The organism is Kitasatospora sp. NPDC087861 (assembly GCF_044742585.1).
In the GTDB taxonomy this organism is placed as follows: Bacteria; Actinomycetota; Actinomycetes; order Streptomycetales; family Streptomycetaceae; genus Kitasatospora.
Window position 1 is genome coordinate 64,128 of sequence record NZ_JBIUUS010000021.1, and the last position, 15,984, is coordinate 80,111.

At 71.9% G+C, this 15,984-nt stretch carries 21 protein-coding genes; 11 read left to right on the forward strand and 10 right to left on the reverse strand.

Going from position 1 to position 15,984, the window contains the following annotated elements; all coding sequences use genetic code 11:
- Positions 1 to 29: 29 nt before the first annotated feature.
- The 8 genes from ACIOJE_RS27465 (at position 30) to ACIOJE_RS27500 (ending at position 6,530) form a co-directional block, all read left to right on the forward strand.
- Entirely contained in the window at positions 30 to 404 is a 375-nt protein-coding gene (locus tag ACIOJE_RS27465; protein ID WP_280684897.1) for a hypothetical protein, read from the forward strand.
- Positions 405 to 633: 229 nt separating this feature from the next.
- Positions 634 to 1,962, forward strand: coding sequence for a hypothetical protein (locus ACIOJE_RS27470; RefSeq protein WP_400779606.1), 1,329 nt, complete (start codon positions 634 to 636; stop codon positions 1,960 to 1,962).
- Between the two features lie 1,062 nt (positions 1,963 to 3,024).
- Positions 3,025 to 3,210: a hypothetical protein gene (locus tag ACIOJE_RS27475; RefSeq protein WP_400779608.1), complete on the forward strand. Its 186-nt coding sequence runs from the start codon at positions 3,025 to 3,027 to the stop codon at positions 3,208 to 3,210.
- A complete protein-coding gene (locus tag ACIOJE_RS27480) occupies positions 3,207 to 3,617 on the forward strand; it encodes a hypothetical protein (RefSeq protein WP_400779610.1) in 411 nt (136 codons plus the stop codon). Before ACIOJE_RS27475 ends, ACIOJE_RS27480 begins: the two co-directional genes overlap by 4 nt.
- Positions 3,618 to 4,539: 922 nt before the next feature.
- Positions 4,540 to 5,055, forward strand: a complete 516-nt coding sequence (locus tag ACIOJE_RS27485) for a MarR family transcriptional regulator (protein ID WP_363614254.1) — start codon at positions 4,540 to 4,542, stop codon at positions 5,053 to 5,055.
- Entirely contained in the window at positions 5,052 to 5,486 is a 435-nt protein-coding gene (locus ACIOJE_RS27490) for a MarR family transcriptional regulator (RefSeq protein ID WP_355675980.1), read from the forward strand. Before ACIOJE_RS27485 ends, ACIOJE_RS27490 begins: the two co-directional genes overlap by 4 nt.
- 60 nt (positions 5,487 to 5,546) lie before the next feature.
- Positions 5,547 to 6,176, forward strand: a complete 630-nt coding sequence (locus ACIOJE_RS27495) for a GIY-YIG nuclease family protein (RefSeq protein WP_400779612.1) — start codon at positions 5,547 to 5,549, stop codon at positions 6,174 to 6,176.
- 141 nt (positions 6,177 to 6,317) lie between these two features.
- Complete coding sequence (locus ACIOJE_RS27500) at positions 6,318 to 6,530, forward strand: hypothetical protein (protein WP_400779614.1); 213 nt, start codon at positions 6,318 to 6,320, stop codon at positions 6,528 to 6,530.
- Positions 6,531 to 6,916: 386 nt separating this feature from the next.
- Here the strand turns inward: ACIOJE_RS27500 and ACIOJE_RS27505 are convergent, their stop codons facing one another.
- The 4 genes from ACIOJE_RS27505 to ACIOJE_RS27520 form a co-directional block, all read right to left on the reverse strand.
- Complete coding sequence (locus ACIOJE_RS27505; protein ID WP_400779616.1) at positions 6,917 to 7,126, reverse strand: hypothetical protein; 210 nt, start codon at positions 7,124 to 7,126, stop codon at positions 6,917 to 6,919.
- 129 nt (positions 7,127 to 7,255) lie between these two features.
- Complete coding sequence (locus tag ACIOJE_RS27510) at positions 7,256 to 7,441, reverse strand: hypothetical protein (RefSeq protein WP_400779618.1); 186 nt, start codon at positions 7,439 to 7,441, stop codon at positions 7,256 to 7,258.
- Between the two features lie 390 nt (positions 7,442 to 7,831).
- Positions 7,832 to 8,038, reverse strand: coding sequence for a hypothetical protein (locus ACIOJE_RS27515; protein ID WP_400779620.1), 207 nt, complete (start codon positions 8,036 to 8,038; stop codon positions 7,832 to 7,834).
- Between the two features lie 24 nt (positions 8,039 to 8,062).
- The gene (locus ACIOJE_RS27520; protein ID WP_400779622.1) at positions 8,063 to 8,632 is read right to left on the reverse strand and encodes an RNA polymerase sigma factor; all 570 of its coding nucleotides are present in this window, start codon (positions 8,630 to 8,632) and stop codon (positions 8,063 to 8,065) included.
- 353 nt (positions 8,633 to 8,985) lie between these two features.
- On the opposite strand from ACIOJE_RS27520, the gene ACIOJE_RS27525 reads away from it, so the two are divergent.
- The 3 genes from ACIOJE_RS27525 to ACIOJE_RS27535 all read left to right on the forward strand — a co-directional run bounded on the left by ACIOJE_RS27525 (position 8,986) and on the right by ACIOJE_RS27535 (position 9,836).
- Positions 8,986 to 9,219, forward strand: coding sequence for a hypothetical protein (locus ACIOJE_RS27525; protein ID WP_400779624.1), 234 nt, complete (start codon positions 8,986 to 8,988; stop codon positions 9,217 to 9,219).
- A 147-nt stretch (positions 9,220 to 9,366) separates the two neighbouring features.
- Positions 9,367 to 9,681 (forward strand): hypothetical protein, encoded by a 315-nt coding sequence (locus ACIOJE_RS27530; RefSeq protein ID WP_400779626.1) that lies wholly within the window; start codon positions 9,367 to 9,369, stop codon positions 9,679 to 9,681.
- A complete protein-coding gene (locus tag ACIOJE_RS27535) occupies positions 9,678 to 9,836 on the forward strand; it encodes a hypothetical protein (RefSeq protein WP_400779628.1) in 159 nt (52 codons plus the stop codon). The genes ACIOJE_RS27530 and ACIOJE_RS27535 overlap by 4 nt, the downstream gene beginning before the upstream one ends.
- A 99-nt stretch (positions 9,837 to 9,935) precedes the next feature.
- Here ACIOJE_RS27535 and ACIOJE_RS27540 read toward each other — a convergent pair whose 3' ends face one another.
- From ACIOJE_RS27540 to ACIOJE_RS27565, 6 genes are read right to left on the reverse strand one after another with little or no spacing between them, the layout of a single operon-like run.
- The gene (locus tag ACIOJE_RS27540) at positions 9,936 to 10,670 is read right to left on the reverse strand and encodes a prepilin peptidase (RefSeq protein WP_400779630.1); all 735 of its coding nucleotides are present in this window, start codon (positions 10,668 to 10,670) and stop codon (positions 9,936 to 9,938) included.
- A 25-nt stretch (positions 10,671 to 10,695) separates the two neighbouring features.
- Entirely contained in the window at positions 10,696 to 14,364 is a 3,669-nt protein-coding gene (locus ACIOJE_RS27545; protein WP_400779632.1) for a LysM peptidoglycan-binding domain-containing protein, read from the reverse strand.
- Positions 14,365 to 14,367: 3 nt separating this feature from the next.
- Entirely contained in the window at positions 14,368 to 14,823 is a 456-nt protein-coding gene (locus tag ACIOJE_RS27550; protein WP_400779634.1) for a pilus assembly protein TadG-related protein, read from the reverse strand.
- Entirely contained in the window at positions 14,823 to 15,317 is a 495-nt protein-coding gene (locus ACIOJE_RS27555) for a TadE family protein (RefSeq protein WP_400779636.1), read from the reverse strand. Before ACIOJE_RS27555 ends, ACIOJE_RS27550 begins: the two co-directional genes overlap by 1 nt.
- Entirely contained in the window at positions 15,302 to 15,730 is a 429-nt protein-coding gene (locus ACIOJE_RS27560) for a TadE family protein (protein WP_400779638.1), read from the reverse strand. Before ACIOJE_RS27560 ends, ACIOJE_RS27555 begins: the two co-directional genes overlap by 16 nt.
- Before the next feature lie 5 nt (positions 15,731 to 15,735).
- Positions 15,736 to 15,960: a hypothetical protein gene (locus tag ACIOJE_RS27565; protein ID WP_400779640.1), complete on the reverse strand. Its 225-nt coding sequence runs from the start codon at positions 15,958 to 15,960 to the stop codon at positions 15,736 to 15,738.
- Positions 15,961 to 15,984: the final 24 nt, after the last annotated feature.

A 15,984-nucleotide genomic window follows, 5' to 3' on the forward strand; every position in this document is an offset into this window, starting at 1 on the left:
CCGCACCGCCAAGAGAAACGAGAACGACCGTGGGATCCACCTTCTACGTCAGCGCCGACCGCGAGCACGCCGGACCGTGGACCTTCACCGGCGAGCAGGTGAAGGACTGCGTCCGCCGGCACTGGCCAGCCTCCACGGTGAGCAGCGCTTTCGAGAACTTCCTGGAGATCGACGCCGAGGTCGAACCCGGCCAGCGGGCTGAGCTGTCGTTCAACCTGCGGCACGGAGCGTTCTCGTTCGAGGACCGGGAACCGCACTCCGCACCGCTGACCGTCATCTACACGGTCCTGCGCGAGCTGGCGCCCCAGACTCCGGTCGTGTGGTGGATCGACTACGACGCCGACCTTCAGCCACTCGATCTCGCCGGAGGCCGGGGCGCGTTCATCGATAGCTTCCCGGCGTAGAACGAACCGTCCAGCCCGTGCGCGCCGGGATGTGTCCCGCGGGTCACATCCGTGCTGTGGCCGGACCCTTGTATGGGCCGCCGGCGGGCAGGTATGCGCGGGTGGGAATTCAAACAGAATGTCGAATTCTGTCAATCGTGAGGCCAGTGTTATTTGAGAGCTTTATCTGCCGATCCTAAACATTCACAGCGGTGTTTAAATTGTCAGTTCCTGTTTCTATTCTCCGGATATGGCTAACGGCGTTTTCCACACCGGGTACGGCATCGAGATCAACCTGACCCTGCCCGACCTCAACCATCCGGACCGGCCCGGCCTGCTGGAGGAGATCACCACCCCGATCGACCGGCGCGAGCGCGAGCTCCTGGAGTGCCTGGAGCACCACCGCGACGGCGCCTGCCAGGCCGAGGAGGAGGGCCGGTCCCCGTGGATGACGATCCGCCGCCGGACGGTCGGCGGTTCCACTTTCTGGGTGGCCGCCCACCTGCCGGTGCGTCACACCCCCACCGCCGAGGAGAGCGCGAAGCACCAGGCGATGAAGGAGCGGATCGCCCGGGCCGCCGAACGCCACGGCCTCCACGCCGAGGTCGAGGCCCGCGCAACCGACGGGCGGATCCGCACCGACGTCCTCGTCACCGGCGATGACGGCCGCCGGATCGGCTGGGAGGCCCAGTACTCGCCGATCACCGCCGACACCGTCCGCCGCCGCTCCCGAGCCGCCGCCGAGCACGGGATCGTCCCGTTGTGGGTGACCGACACCGACCGCTCCGCCGTGGTCGAGCGGGCACCGTGGGCCCGCGTCGACGACTTCAGCTGGAAGGAGATCGCCTCCCCGCTCGCCATGGTGGTCCGCGCCGGGGTCCGGCACCTGCAGCAATGGAAGTGCCTGCCGAGCAGTGTGCGGCCTTGCCCGGTCAACGGCAGCTCCTGCGGTCGCTTCCACGCCGAGTGGTTCCTGCCCGCGCTGTGCCTGCCCGCGAAGCCAGCCACCGAGGTCGACCAACTCGTCGTCGCCAGCGCGGACGGCGAGTTCGTGCCGATGCGCATCCCCAGCCAGCGTGACCCGCGCTCCATCTCCCGAATGTGGGTACCCGCCGCCGACCGGGACCGCTGGCACGACATGTTCGGCCCCGACGAGGACTCCCCGGCCGAACCCCCGACCGGGGACGCCGAAATCACCTACACCTGTCAGGAACTCGACGCGGCCTGCCGCTACGGCGAGGAGACCTTCACCTTCAACGACCCCCGGCCCCGGCGCGGCAACTCCGCCGGCACCGGCCTTCACACCTTCGACGAGGTCCCCAAGCGGCTGTTCACGGTGCCCCGGCAGGACCACCGACTCGACGCCACCGAGAGCCAGCGCCGCGAAGCCGCCCTCGCCCACGGCTGCGAGCCCTGGCAGATCGGACCGTGTGCCGGCTGCGGCTCGCCCATCCGCCGCTACGGCGACGCCGGCTTCCACGCCTGCGAGGCCTGCCGGGCGAGGGCCGCCCGAAGGTGGGCACCGGGATCAGTCCGGTTGGCTGCCGGAGAGTCACCTGGGGACTCGGGATCGGGTTGACCGTTGGATGGCGGGGTGAGGGCAGGGGCTTCGGCGGCCCTCCTGCAGCGGGCGCGCGATCGCCTTCGCGTCTGCGGGCCGACCGGGGCAACCCGTCGCTGCGGTCCATCGAGAGCCGGGCGCGCACGCTGTTCGCGCAGGAGAAGGCCTCGTTGCCGAGAGTACCTGCGCCGGCACGCGATGCTGCACGCCGAGCAGCAGACGGCGGACCGTCAGCGGGTTGCGCAGCAGCGGGTCGAGGCCGACGCCCGCCGGGCTTGTTCAGCTGGCGCGGGCCGAGGCTGCGGAGGCGGTCCGCCAGACGCTGCCGTGCGCTCCATCCGCACCGTGATCCGGGAGTGCGTGGACCTGGCCCTCACCGCCCTGCGCGCCGCCCGCACGAACCGAAGCCTCCCCGCCCAGCCCACTCGTCTCGGCTGCCGACCACTGGCCCACGATCGTCGGCCCCGACGCCGCCGCCCACTGGCCGCCGGCCCCCGGGCACGTCGGGGACCTGGAGCTCGGTTCGGCCAGCGGTACGAGCAGGCAGTCGTCTTCGTCGGCGACCCGCGGCGGCAGCGCCGGGACGGGTCGCCGACGCCAGGTCGTCGAGGAGCAGGTGGTCGGGCTGGTCGCCTTAGAACGCCCGCCCAGCTGAGAGCAGGAATTGGGGGTTCGGGGACACCTTCGGAAGGTTCCGTCGTGGGAAGGCCCAAGAGGGCAGTTGCTGCTGGCGCGGTCGCCGGGCATCTTGCCGAGTACCTGAACGCTTTGTGCGCGCGCAGCGGGAAGACCTACGCCCAGATGGCCGCCGAGACGTCTCCGAGCGTCTCCGTAGCGACGCTGTCCCGGGCAGCATCCGGCAAACGCCGCCCGCAGCTGGAAGTCGTCCGCGCCTTCGTCCGTGCGTGCAGCTCGGCGCCGACCGTGGCGAATGCGGCCCGCTTCTCCTCGGTCGGGTCGGCGTCCCAGTCGGCCTCGGCTGTGTACCAGCGGCGCTGGAGTTCGAGCTGAGTGGCGGCCGGATGACAGAAAGCGGCGCACGCACGAACCGGGCGGGTCCCAGCCTTGCGTTCCCCCGGGATGTCTGTCAGCGGTCAACCGACCATCGAGAAGGCCGACCAGGAGAACGCCGCCGCCCGCACCGCGGCCGCCACCAGCAGCCAGGCCCTCGCCGAACGCCGCGCCCGCCACGACAAAGCACTCCGCGCCGGCGCCGTCCCGCTGCGCCCGACCCGCCAGCCGATGCCCCTCACCGGTGCCGCGTGACCAGGACTGCTCCACCGCACGCCCGCCGACCGCTACCGCCGAACCTGCGGCCCGCGATCACGGCGGCCGCCACCACCGAGGAGGACCAGGTGACCACCCAGCCCGACCACCAGGACGCGGCCGCGCCCCAGCCGGCGACCCTGCACGCGCTGCGCACCGCGCTGTCCCGCTACGGCCTGCCCGGCGACCGCGACCTGTTCGAGCGGGACCTGGCCACCGCCCTCGGCTCCTCCTCGATCGGCGACCTGGCTGCCGTCGCCGAGGCCATCGCCACCTACCGCCACCGCCTGGACTTGCAGACCAGCACCGAGGCCATGGCCTCCCTCGCCGCGCCGATCGGCGGCCAGCAGTGGACCGGTGCCGCCGACGCCTTCGCCCGGCTCCGCGCCGGCGGCGGCGACCGGTGACCCAGCCCGAACAGTCGGCCCCGCTGCACCTCTTCGTCTCCGACGCCGCCGAGCACGCCCTCCCCTTCTCTCTTCCCCACCCCGTACCCGGTGCGCCACCTGCCCTGCCGGACTACCGGGTACGGGCGGCAACCGAGTCACCATCGCGGACCGTCGGATCCGGGCCTGGCCAGGCGCGGCGTGCTCCGCCCCCGCACCCGTGGCCAGCGCCAAGGGCTGCGCTGGACCAGCCCCTGCCGCCTGCCCTGCGGCGCGGGTCCGCCGTCAGGGCCGTGGCCGGCCCCGCCGTCGGCCCGTCGCCGCACCGGCCGGACCGTGGCCGGTCCGGCACTGGGCAGTTGCCCCCGGAGACGGTGGGTCGATGCCAGTAGCCGGTTGGGCCGCCTACCGAACCAAGCTGCACCGGGTACCACGGCCTGCACGCCCTCCGAGCGGTTGCCGACGCTACTGGCCACCTGACGAAGACCTTGTTGCTCACCCTCACCACCTGGAAGAGCTGGCCGGGACCATGCTGTGAACTGCGCCCAGTCGCCGGGCCCACGGTGAGCAGCAGGGTACGGGTGCTGGGCACTGGTCAGGGTGCTGGCAGAGTCAGGGCGCCATCGGGGTGAAGGCTTGCGTGACCACCTGCCTTTACTACCTAAGAAGGGACATATGCCCTGACCTGCGGTTTTCCCCTCACTAACGTCTGGTTTTCCAGACGTTGTAGCCAGAAAACCAGACGTTACGGCAGGGGGCAGTGAGGAGGCAGTGGCTCGACACGCTGCCAGGCGCCTGCGTTTTTCGGGCCTCTTGCTGTAGGTTCTTGCCGCTAAGGTCTGGTTTTTCGGAGCTAACGTCTGAAAAAGCAGACCTTAGAAACCTGGTGGCGCACCGGTCGTTGGACCGGTTCTCGGACAACGACGGCACGGTGAGGAGCAACATGGCTCGCAGGGGCAACATCGCCCTGGTGAACCTGGATACGGGGACGGTGCTGCCTGCGCCGAAGCCCCGGACGCCGCACACCATGGACGGCTCCTACACCCTCAACGCCTACACCGACGACGCGCCGCTGTACTCGCTGGCGCTGTCCGGGGCGGAGTGGGCGACGATCGACTGGGTGCGCTCGAACGGTGGGGCCGGCGCGGCCGTGAAGGTGACCGCCGCCGCCGTTGCGGGGGCGATCCTGGCTACGGAGACGACCGCGAAGACGGCGCTCGCCCGCCTGGTGAAGCTGAACATCCTGCTCAAGACCAGCCCCCGTAGCCAGACCTACCAGCTGAACCCGCGGCGCTTCTGGGAAGGCTCTGGCGACGCCCAGGTACAGGCGTGCCGTAGGTTGGATCCGCCGCCGATCACACCGGACGCCAAGGCGATCACTGCCGCGAAGAAGGCCGCCGAGAAAGCGGCCGCCAAGACGCCCGGACCGCGCCGCACGACGAACGGAGGCACCCGATGAGCGCCGCCACCCACAGCCACCACGGTGACTTCGACCCGGACAGCCTCGGCATGCCGCCCGTCTACACGCTGAACCTGTCCGCCAGCCAGCGCAGCGTCCTGGAATGGCTCACCAGCCACGGCGCCGTGTTCGCCCCGATCACGGCCGACGTCGAGGAGATCGCCCACGACTGCGGCACCTCGACCTCCACCGCGTACGAGGCCCTGGCTCGGCTGGAAGCGCTCCAGTTGGTCGAGCACCCGGACCCGGGAAGTTACCGCGTCAACCCCCGCTTCTTCTTCGCCTCCAACCCCGAGATCCGTCGCCTGGTGGGCGAAGCGCTGGAGGCCCCCGAGATCACCCTCGATGCCCGCGCCGAAGGCCCCCGGAAGGTCGGCAACGTGGACGCCCGACGCCGACGCACCATCAAGGCCGTCCCCGACCAGGAGTAAGGCGTGCGGTGCTCGAGCTGAGAGCGCTACTGTCAGTGGCGCTCGGTAACGTGCCGTGCCGTGAACGAAGTTGGGGTGGACAAGCCGGTACAAGCGACCAGTGACTCCGTCTACGTGGTGGGGTCGCCTGCCGCTCGGCCGGTGAAGATCGGGCGAAGCATCGATCCGGCCGGTCGGCTCGCGAGCCTCCAGGCCGGATCGCCCGTCGAGCTCCGCCTCCTGGCGACTTTCCCCGGGGGCCCGCGATTGGAGAAGCACCTGCACGTCTGCTTCGCCCGTCAGCGGATCCACGGAGAATGGTTCGACTTCCGCAGCGAGGACCCCCTCGCGTTGATCACCAGCGCGGTCGAGGCTTACGAGCCGGACCCTGACCGGCCTGACAGAGCAAGGACTCCCCGCAACGCCAGCGAGATCTCCGCAGCAGTGCTGGACCTCTACAAGGCACGAGTGCCTGGTGGAGATCCGCTGTTCATGACGAACCTGCGCATGGCCGAGGCGCTCGGCACGTCCCCGACCACTGTGAAGAAGGCTCTTGCCGCGCTCGTCGCCGATGGCCGTCTTGTGGCAGTGCGACCGCTTGGTCGGGTGACGCTGCACGCGCTTGCGGAGCCGGCCCCGAGGGAAGTAGCGCCCCTACCGCGTCCGCGCCTCAGGCTCGTGCATTCGGCTACCGAAGGCCCGCGGCCGTAGACGGAGGCGTAGCCGTCCTCGTGGTCACCCCACCCGAGGGCGGGCGAGATCGGTTGGCCCTGATGGCCGGGGCCAGAGCGCTACCACCGGTGATAGCGGTTCGGCCCACCCGTGCCTGCCCGGGCTGCGACACTGGTGATCATGACTGCCCGCCGCAGCCTCTCGCTGCCCGCCTTCTCCGAGCCCGCCACCGACGCTCCCGTGCCTGCCCAGTCCGGCGTGCGCCGGCTGCCGGTCGAGCACGGCGCCGACTTCCGCCAGCCGCCCGGCGAGACCGCGCCCGTATCTGCTCCGGCCCGGCGTCCGCTCGCCCCCGGTGGCCTCACCTTCTCCGACCCGGACCGCCAGATTTGAGCGTTACCACCACGGGTAACGCGACCATCCTGCGGCGGGTACGAATCCCCGGCCCGCCGACCGCGTCCCGGTAGCCTGCGGCCAGGCGCCCGCCGGACCCGGGACGCACACTCACGGGCCATCACCGGCGGGCGCTGACCTGCGGCGGTTTCATAAATCGCCCCCCGTCCGAGGCCCTCCGGGACGGGCGCGAATCTATAAGCCGCACCCTCTGACCTGCGGTTCTACCAGCCGTCCATCGCCCAGACGTCGCCGCTGATCGCGTAGCGGCGGCAAGCCAGCATCTCCTCGGTGGTGATCCCGATGTCGTCGGCGACGGGGCGAGGACATCCTCGGCCTGGCGGTCGACGCCGGATGGCAGGCCCCTGTTGATCGGGGGGTGTCGTTCAGGTGGTCTGGGCGGGGCGGTTGTCGATGACGATGCGGGTCAGGGGTCGGTCGTCGGGGTGGGTGGCGGTGAGGGCGAAGTCGGTGCGGCGGATCGCGCTGGAGAGGTCGATGTAGTAGGCCAGGGCCATGGCGCTGGCCTGGATGTTCTTGTTCGGGCTGGTGCTGGCGTTCCAGTAGGTGGTGAACAGGGCGTTGACGGCGGCCATCCGGGGCTCCGCCGGACGAGAGCGCCGCGCGGACCTGTGGCTGCCCGACGCGGACGGCGGCATGAGCGTTCCGACGGAGACCGTGGCGGTACCCACCGGAACGCCCACGATCGCATCCGCGTAGCTCCATTAGATGAGCGCGACCACCCCGGCGAAAATCGCGGCTCCGATAAGCGCGGCGACCACCGCGCCCCGAAATGTCGTCGGGTCGATCCACTTGCGGAAGGCACCGCCGCTGCTCTTGGATCCGGTGGTCTTCGTGGTCTCGGTCGTCTTGGTCGTCTCGGTCGTCTTGGTGCTCGTGGTGGTGGCCATGCTCTTCTCCCTTGTGAGCAGAACATGGCGTGGGCCTTTCCCTCGCTTCTCCGCTCACCCATTACACGTCACCGCCCGCGATTTCGCGCCACAGAACACGGAAAGGGCCCCCGCGCCGTAGCGCGGGGGCCCCGTTCCGCCTTTACCGCTCTCCCATCCCCCGACAGGGAATGCGGTCAGACACTGTTACCTTTGTCCCTCGCATGCTCGGTGCAAATTTCGGTGGGTCATATTTCAGTCCTTCTTTTCCTGTCGTGAGGCCGCGATGAACAGATTCCCCCAGTGGTCCCTGCTCGTCCGATCCTTCTTTTCGATGAAGCCGCCCCGCGTTGGGGCTCACCCGCCGATGTGCTTACCTCGCTCTACTTCACTTCTACGGCCAGGTAGGTACTACTTTCCGTGTTGCCCCTGGTCCCCGTGCCCCCGGGTGTGGAGGCTGGCCACCTTGCGGTGGTTAGCCTCCACACCCTGGCCCGTCTCCTCCGGCACTATTCCCAGCCTGGCATAGAGCCGCATGCTGAATTCAGCGCCATCGAATTCTTCGACGGCCTTTTTTAGAGGCTCGGCGGCCAGAAGGATACGTTTCTCAACGCCCATTCCAGCCTCCCTCAACTTATTTGGTTATTCTCCGCTGCCAATCAGCAGGCGAAGCTGCTCCAGTGCCTCCTTGTGGCGGCGCCGGGCAGTGGTAGGCGGCATCCCGATTTCTTTGGCGGACTGCGTGATGGACTTCTCCTCCACGTAGACCAGCTGAATCAGGAGCTGCTGTGTCGGGTCGAGTTCTCCCACGGCGGCCCAAAGCTCTCGGGCCGTCTGATTGAAAATGCATTCACTGTCCGGAAGTACCTGGACGACCAGCGGCAGCGTCTGCGAGACCCACTTTTCATTACGGGTCTCACGCCGCCCCAAGCTCCGGAGATAATCCCGGTACTTGTTGCGAATGATCTCGAAGACGTACGGGCTCTGGATGAGCCCGTTGTCGTCCGGACACTCCGCGCGGAGAGTCGGCCAGCGCTTGAAGCACTCGACCAACGCTTCCTGAAGAATGTCGCTGGCGAGGTGCTTGTTACCGGTCACCCTCACCGCGCAGGCGTACAGCGACGTCCTCGCGGTCTCGACAAAACGGATAAAGGCCGCCCCGTCGGGTTCGGCGAACCCAACGGAGGTCGGAGAGGGAGTCGTGTCTGTCACGGCTCTCTCCCTTCTGGTGGAGCCCCTGACCCCCAACTGGGGAGGGCGAACAGGGGTGCCCTCCGGTCGAAGGGCACCGGAGGCAGCACGGCGGGCGTGCTTCACAGGGGTAACGCCACCGGTCTCATGATCGCGCCACTTTCCGACCAAGATCTTTTCGGGGCTCGGGATGCCCCGCCCGTCCGGGAGGCGGCGCGGTCGTCGCGCGCCCGTCCAGCGGGCGCCGTGGTAGCCGTGTTGCACCGCCGAGCGTGGCGGCTGAGCCCCCCAGTTCCGCCCGCGCCGGCGATAGGATGGCACTCTTCATCAGCCCTGGTGGGTGTCCCGTTCGGCAACAACCCCTGGAGCTGACCATGCCCACGATCCACCTGGTGTCGGCCGCGCCCGGCGACACGGTCCTTGGCCGCGAACTCGCCGACCCCGACTGCCCCGAGTACCCGGGCCTGCTGGAGCGGCCCGACGTCGCGGCCTGGCTGGACGCCCTCGGCTACGGCCCCGACAACCCGGACGAACTGGTCTACCTGCTGACCGACGACGGTCCTGGGACGATCCCGCCGGGGTTCGCACACCTGAGCCTCACGCTCTGACCACCGCTCGAATCGGGTGGCGGGCGACCGCCGCCAACTCCCCTGTGACTGTCGGTGATTGCCGATATGCCGCCCTTACCGGTAATCACTGAACGCTCAAATCCTGTGACATGACGTGAGATCGGCTCCGGCCGGTGGGAGGTCCCCTTGGAACACCCCGTGGTGCCCGCCGAACGCGGCGGGCCTGGCAAGTCGGTGCACACCGAGGCCGACCGGCGGCAGCCCCCGCGCGGAATGCCGGAGACGATCGGTGCCGTCGGGTTCTTCGTGTCCACCGCCTACGCCGGGCTGGTGGTGCTGAGCCACGGCCTGCACCTGACCGGGTCCGCGATGTGGGCGGCCGGGAGCGGAATCGTCGTCTTCTGCGCGCTATTCGCGCTGCTGGCCTGGCGCCGGCGCCCGGACCGCACTCCGCCGATGCAGGCCGTCGACCTCGACGGCGCCGGGGACGGACAGCGGTGACGGCGACCGCGTACCTGGAGACGGTCCGGGCCGAACTCGACAGCATCCGGCCGGACGACGGCGGGCAGTCGCCGGAGGGGTGCACCTGGCGGTGGTATCCCGACCACCGGTGCGTCAACCCGGAGGTGTGGCACGGCAATGGGCCCTCCCGGTGACAGGGCACGGCGGTGGCCGTGCCGGGTCCAGGGTGGCGGGAGCCGCCTCGGCCGGAGGCCCTGTCCCGGGGTGCTGTCCCGATTCGAACGATCACTGACTCAGGACATGGTGGTGGAGACGGCCAGGGCGCCGACGATCAGTGCGGGCCCGAAGGCGATCCGGCCCCGTGTCGCGGATCTGTCGGTCGCCAGGAGGACGGCGGCGTGGGCGGCGCCGAGTGTGAAGCCCGCTGTCAGGCCCCAGAACAGGGCGGTCCAGCTGTGCCAGCCGAGGACGGCGGCCAGTGCTGGGGCGAGTTTCAGGTCGCCCATGCTGAGCCCTCCGGCGATAAGGGAAATGAAGAAGGCGGCGCCGACCACGGCGGCTGCTTCGGCCGCGCGCAGCAGGGAGCCGGTGGTGGCGTTGGCGGTGGCGGCTGTGAGGAGCAGTGCGACTCCGGTGGCCGCTGCCGCGGTGAGGTGGTCGGGGAGGCGTCGTACGGAGGCGTCGGTGATGACCAGCACCGCGCCGATGACCGTCAGCCAGAGCTGGGCGGTCGTCACCCACACTTCGGTCCCGGTTGTGAGGACGGCGGCAACGCCGAGCCCGGCCAGGGCCTCGGGGAGCAGTGGGGGTGGTCCGATGCGGTTGGCGCAGTGGGGGCAGCGTCGGGTGAGGCTGATGGCGTAGAGGTGGTGGGGGCGGGTGGCGGTCAGGGGGTGGTCGCAGGTGGGGCAGGTGCGGCGGGGGAGGGGGTGGCCGGTGGGGGCGGTGTAGTGGAAGGCGAGGGGGCGGACGAGCAGGGCGCCGGTGAGGAGGCCTGCGGCGGTGGCGGCGGGGAGCGGGATGGGCATGTCTCGGTGTCTCGGTGTCTCGTGGTCAGCGGGTGGCGAGGGGGCGGGGGAGGAGTTCGTGGAGGAGGGCGGCGGTTTCGCCTTCCATGTCGAGGTCGCCGAGGCGGTTGTTGATTCGGGAGAGGGTGGCGGCGGCGGTGCGCAGGGCGTCGGTGTCGCCGGCGGCGTGGTGGGCGCGGAAGAGGCAGCGGTGGAGGGTCTCGTTCTCTTCGCCGGCGAGGAGGCCCTGCTTGGCGGCCCAGAGTGCGCCGGGGACGTCGTGGGCGTCGAGGCGGCGGGTGGAGAGCTCGTGGGCGGCGTGGGTGATGGTGGAGACCATGGTCTGGATGGCGGGTTCGGCCCAGGTGTAGCGGGTGGGGTCGGTTCCGGTGAAGGGCCGGCCGCGGACGAGGGCGAGGGCGCGGCGCAGGGCGAGGTCGCCGTCTTCGCCGGTGTCGGCCAGGCCGGTGCGGGTGTGGTGGAGGAAGCGGGTCCAGTCGCAGTCGACGGTGTCGGCGAGGCGGTAGCGGTTGTCGTCGGTGTCCTGGACGCGCGGCAGGTGGAGGGCGGCGTCGGGGGCGGAGCCGAGCCAGGAGCGTGCCCGTGAGATGGCGGCGTTGCGGACCTGCTTGCTGACGATCTGTCCGGGCCACAGGGCGGCGTCGAGGGAGTGGTGGTCGACGCCGGGGTTCAGCGCCAGGTAGGCGATGAGTTCGGTGGCGGTGCGGCGGCGGTTGGAGTCGACCTGGCCGGCGGCGCCTTCGATGGCGACGGGGCCGAGGACCAGGACGGACGGGCCGTCGGGGGCCTTCTCGGGTGCGGGCGTGGGCAGGGGGCGCCGGACCGCGGCCGCGACGGGGGCGGGGACGGTCGCGGGGGCCGGGATGTCGTCCTGGCCGGCGAGGACGTCGGCGAGGGTCGGGCCGGCGGCCGGTACGGACGCCGGGGGCGGCGGGGTGGGCGTGTGAGGCCGGGGTACCGGGGCTTGGAAGGGCTCGGCGGGCCGGGGGGCCGGGGCCTTCTCGGTGTCGGCGAGTTCGTCCTCCAACTCGGCGTACTCGGCGGGCAGACCGTCCTCGGCGGCGTCGGGGCCCTGGACGCTTGGCGGCTGCTGGTCGGTGCCGGGGGTGCCGGTGATCCAGTCGGGCGCGGGGGCGTCGGCGGGGCTGGCCGCGAGAACGAGGATGTCGACGGCGTCGGCGAGGTGTTCGTCGGCCAGGCCCTGGAGGACGACGGGGATTCCGGAGCCGGGCAGGACGACCGCGGACCCGTCGGACGGGCACTCCAGCGTCCAGCCGCAGCCCGGCGCGGGCAGGACGGGCGGGGCGGAGGCGGTGACGATCGCGGCGGCGGTGCGGGGGCGCTGGTCCAGAGCGGTGAGTAGCCGGCCGGTGTCGTCGCCTTCCGGGAGGCCGGCGGCCAGGAGGATCCGCGGGGCCCAGGAGTCGGAGGCCTCGCTCAGCCGGGCGGCCCGCAGGGACTCGGCGCCGGCGGCGGCCAGGGCGTGGTGCTGGCCGGTGGCGTGGGCGAGCAGGCTCTCGACGGCCCGTGCCGGGTCGGCGGCGCGGCGGACGCGGTCCGGGACGGCGTTCTCCAGGCCGGGGACGGCACCGTCGAGGACCTCGACCTCCAGGTGTGCGGGCAGCGGGGAGGTGGCGATTTCGACGGCGACGGCCTGGAGGACGTGGCGGGCGCTGTCCTGGTCGCCGGCCAGGTGGAGGATGCCGATGTGCTCCAGGTCGACGAGGACGAGCCTGTCCCGGGTGTCGTGGCCGATCGACACCAGCGCCGGGTAGGGGGCGTCGGCTGCGGCGAGGCGCTCGTCGTCGGCGATGCCGGTGCTGGTGGCGGGGCAGGTCCACAACCGGTCGGCCGCGGCGGTGAACGGCGCCGCCGGCAGCCCGGCGGCGGGGGCGTCGGCCAGGTGGAGGTCGACACGGGACTCGGACAGGACGACCGCGTCGAGGGCGGGCAGCTCACGGCCCTCGGCGGCGAGGTTCAGCGCGAGGGTGCGCAGCGTGCGGTCGAGCAGGTCGAATCCGCCGGGGCGCTGGGCGGCGCGCAGGGACTGCTCGGTGGCGGCGGCGCGGCCGGTGGGCAGGGGGATGTGGCGGCCGGGGCGCAGCCGGCGCTGCTGCAGGCGGCGGCGCAGGGCGAGGGTGGTGATGAAGGCGGCGGCCAGTGCTCCGGCGCCGGCGAACGCGGCGGCGGGGGCGAGGGGGTGTTGCTGGCGGTTCGGTGCGTGCGCGGCGGTGGCCTGGACGGGGGTGTCGGTTGCCGGTGCGGCGGGGACGGTCGGGGCCGGTGCGGCGGGCGCGGGGACGGATGTGGAGGGCGCGGGTGAGGGTGCGGGCGCGGCCGGCATCGGAGGGGTGTCCTGCTGGTGGGTGGCGTCGGGGGCCGGGCTGTCGGGCCGCGCGGTCGTCGGGGTAGCGGGCTGGCCGGTGCTCGCGGGCGGCGCGGCCGGGGGCAGGTCGAGTTCCTGGCCGGGGTAGACGAGGTCGGGGTCGGTGAAGCGGCCACCGTCGGGCTGGGGTTTGTCCTTGTTGGCGTCGAAGAGGGCGGGCCACTGGGTGCCGTCGCCGAGGTTGTGCTCGGCGATGGTCCACAGGCTGTCGCCTGCCTGGACGGTCACGTGGGCGGGCCGGGCGTCGTCGGCGCCGGGGGTGTCGGTGCCGGTGTTGGCGGTGGTTTGGCCCGGGTCGGCGCTGGGGTTGGTGGTCGGCGCGGAGGCGGTGGGGCCGGACGGGCGGGCGTCGGCGGGGAGCTTGAGGACGGTGCCCTGCGGGAGGGCGTGGCCGGGCGGGGTGTTCGCGAGCACGGGGTTGAGGGCGGCGATGTCCGGCCAGCGCTGCCCGTCGCCCAGGTAGCGGACCGCCAGGTCCCACGGCGTCTCGGAGGCGTCCTGCACGGTGTGGGTCGGCCAGTCGGTGTCCTGGGCGGCGACGGTTCCGGTGGTGCCTGTCCCGGCCGCCGCCGGGACGGAGCCGGCGGGGGAGCCAGTGGTGGGGGCGGGTGTGGGGGTGGGGGCGGCGTTTTCGGGCAGCGCCAGGGTCCAGCCGGGCTGGATGACGTCCGGGTTGAACGCGCTTCCGTCGGCCATGGTGCGGCCGGTGTTGAGATCGGCGATCTCCCGCCAGTGGGTGCCGTCGCCGAGCTGGTGCTCGGCGATGCTCCACAGGCTGTCGCGTTCCCGGACGGTGTAGGAGGGGCCGTGCGGGGCCGCGGCGTCGGTGGCCGGGGCGGGTACGGCGGTGGCCGGGCCGGAGGTGGGGGTCTGGGGGGCGGTGGCGGCGACGAGGGGGCGGGCGGTGGCGGCGTTCGCGGGGGTGGGGGAGGCGAGCGCGTTGCCGGCCGGAAGGGCCACCAGGATGGCGCCGACGAGGAAGGCGGCGATGCGCTGGGGGCCGCCGAGGGCGGGCAGCCGCACGGAGGGTCGGCCGGTGATCTGGCGGGGGACCTCCAGCAGCACGCACCCGGCGAAGGCGGCCCAGGAGAGCCAGCCGGCCGCGAGGAGCACGGCGAGCAGGGGCGTGCCCACGTTCTGGCGCTGGGTCAGCAGGGCGCCGATCTCGGCGGGGCTGACGCCGTGGGGTAGGAGGGTGGTGGTGAACAGCCACAGCAGGGCGGGCAGTGCGGCCAGCAGGGCGATCAGGACCAGCAGGGCGGTGAGGGCGCGCAGGACGGCGGCCAGGCGGCGCAGGGCGGTGGTCATCGGTCAGCCTTCTGGTGCGGTGACGCCGTGCAGGAGGGTGGCGCTGGCGTGGCCGTCGGCCTGGAGGGCGTCGACGCCGAGCGCCTGGAGGAAGAGGGTCTTGTGCCGGACGGTGACGTGGACGTCGAGGCTGGTGCCGTCGGGGCTGGGGGTGGCGGTGCCGCTGACGCCGGCGTCGGCGCGGGTGAGGTAGTCGTTCGCGGCGGCGGCGGCCCGGGTGGGGTCGATGACGATGCCCTGGCCGGGGACGGCCTTGGCGGGGTCGACGGCCTGGGCGCCGGCGCGGGCGGCCTCGGCGGCCAGGGAGTCGGCGTACTCGATGGCGCGCAGTTTGCCGCCGAGGTCGACGACGAGCCCGATCATGATCAGGGTGCCGGCCAGGGTGATGACCCACCACAGGGTGATGCTGCCCTCGTCCCCCCGGCGGTCGGCGTGTCGGGTGCGTGGTGTGCGGGGCATCAGCGGGCCCTCCATCGGTCGATGACGGAGGTGAAGGTGGCGCGCATGTCCTTGCCGCCGCTGGCCGGGATGCCGAGGTCGGACAGGCTGAGGCGGCAGTGCACGGTGGCGGTGACGGCGCCGTACTGGCCGACGGGGGCGGAGAAGCCGGAGGTGTCGAGCCGCACGTCGACGGAGGCGCAGTGCAGGTGGTGGTCGCCGAGGGTCTGCTGGGCGGCGGCCTGGGCGCGGGCGTTGGCGTCGGGGGCGTTGCGGGCCAGGGAGGCCTCGCGGGCGGCGTCGGCCGCGGCGGCGTCGACGGCGTTGCCGGCCATGATGATGCGTCCGCCGGCCAGGGCGATGCCCAGGATTAGGAGGGCCACCGGTACCCAGAGGGTGAACTCGATCGCCGCGCTCCCCTCGTCCGTGCTCCCCTTGCCCGTGTTCCTCCAGGCTGCGGCGCGCGGCCGGCGGCGCGGTGGGCGTGTCGTCGGGCCGGTCACGGTGTCGTCCACTTCTCGACCGGGCCGCTGGCCTGCTCGGTGACGGCGATGTCCAGTCCGAGCAGGGACGGCGCCTGGCCGCGGACGGTGATGCGGACCTGGTCCGGGGTGGAGCCGTCGCGGCTGGCGGCGGCGTGGGTGAGGGTGCCGTGCATGCGGGCCAGGACCGTGGTGGCGCGCTGGACGCCGGCGTCGGGGCCGGCGCCGTAGCCGCGGGCGCTGGCGACGCCTTCGCGGGCGGCGGTCTGCGCGGCCTCTTTGGCCAGGTAGACGTTGCAGCCCTCGACGACCATGAGGAGCAGGAAGAGGGCGACGGGGAAGCAGATCACCATCTGGAGGCTGGCGTCGCCCGCGTCGCCGCTGCTCTGGAGGGCGCGGCGGCGCACCCGCCGGGCGAGGGCGTGGACGGGCGTCAGGAGTATCACCGTCCCTACAGGCCCTTCAGGTCCAGCAGGTGCTTGTCGGCCAGCGCCTTGAACGCGGCGACTGCGGCGACGGCGAAGACGACGCCGGCGACGATCCACATGACGGTGGGGATGTTGACGTCGCCGCGGTCGGGTTCGGCGCGGGCCGCGTCGAGGCGTTCGCGCAGGCGCCGTGCGGTGGTGGCGGTCCAGACGGAGGCGCGCAGGGCGCTGTGGTGCAGGCGGTGCATCGGTCGGGGGTTCCCTTCGGGAGG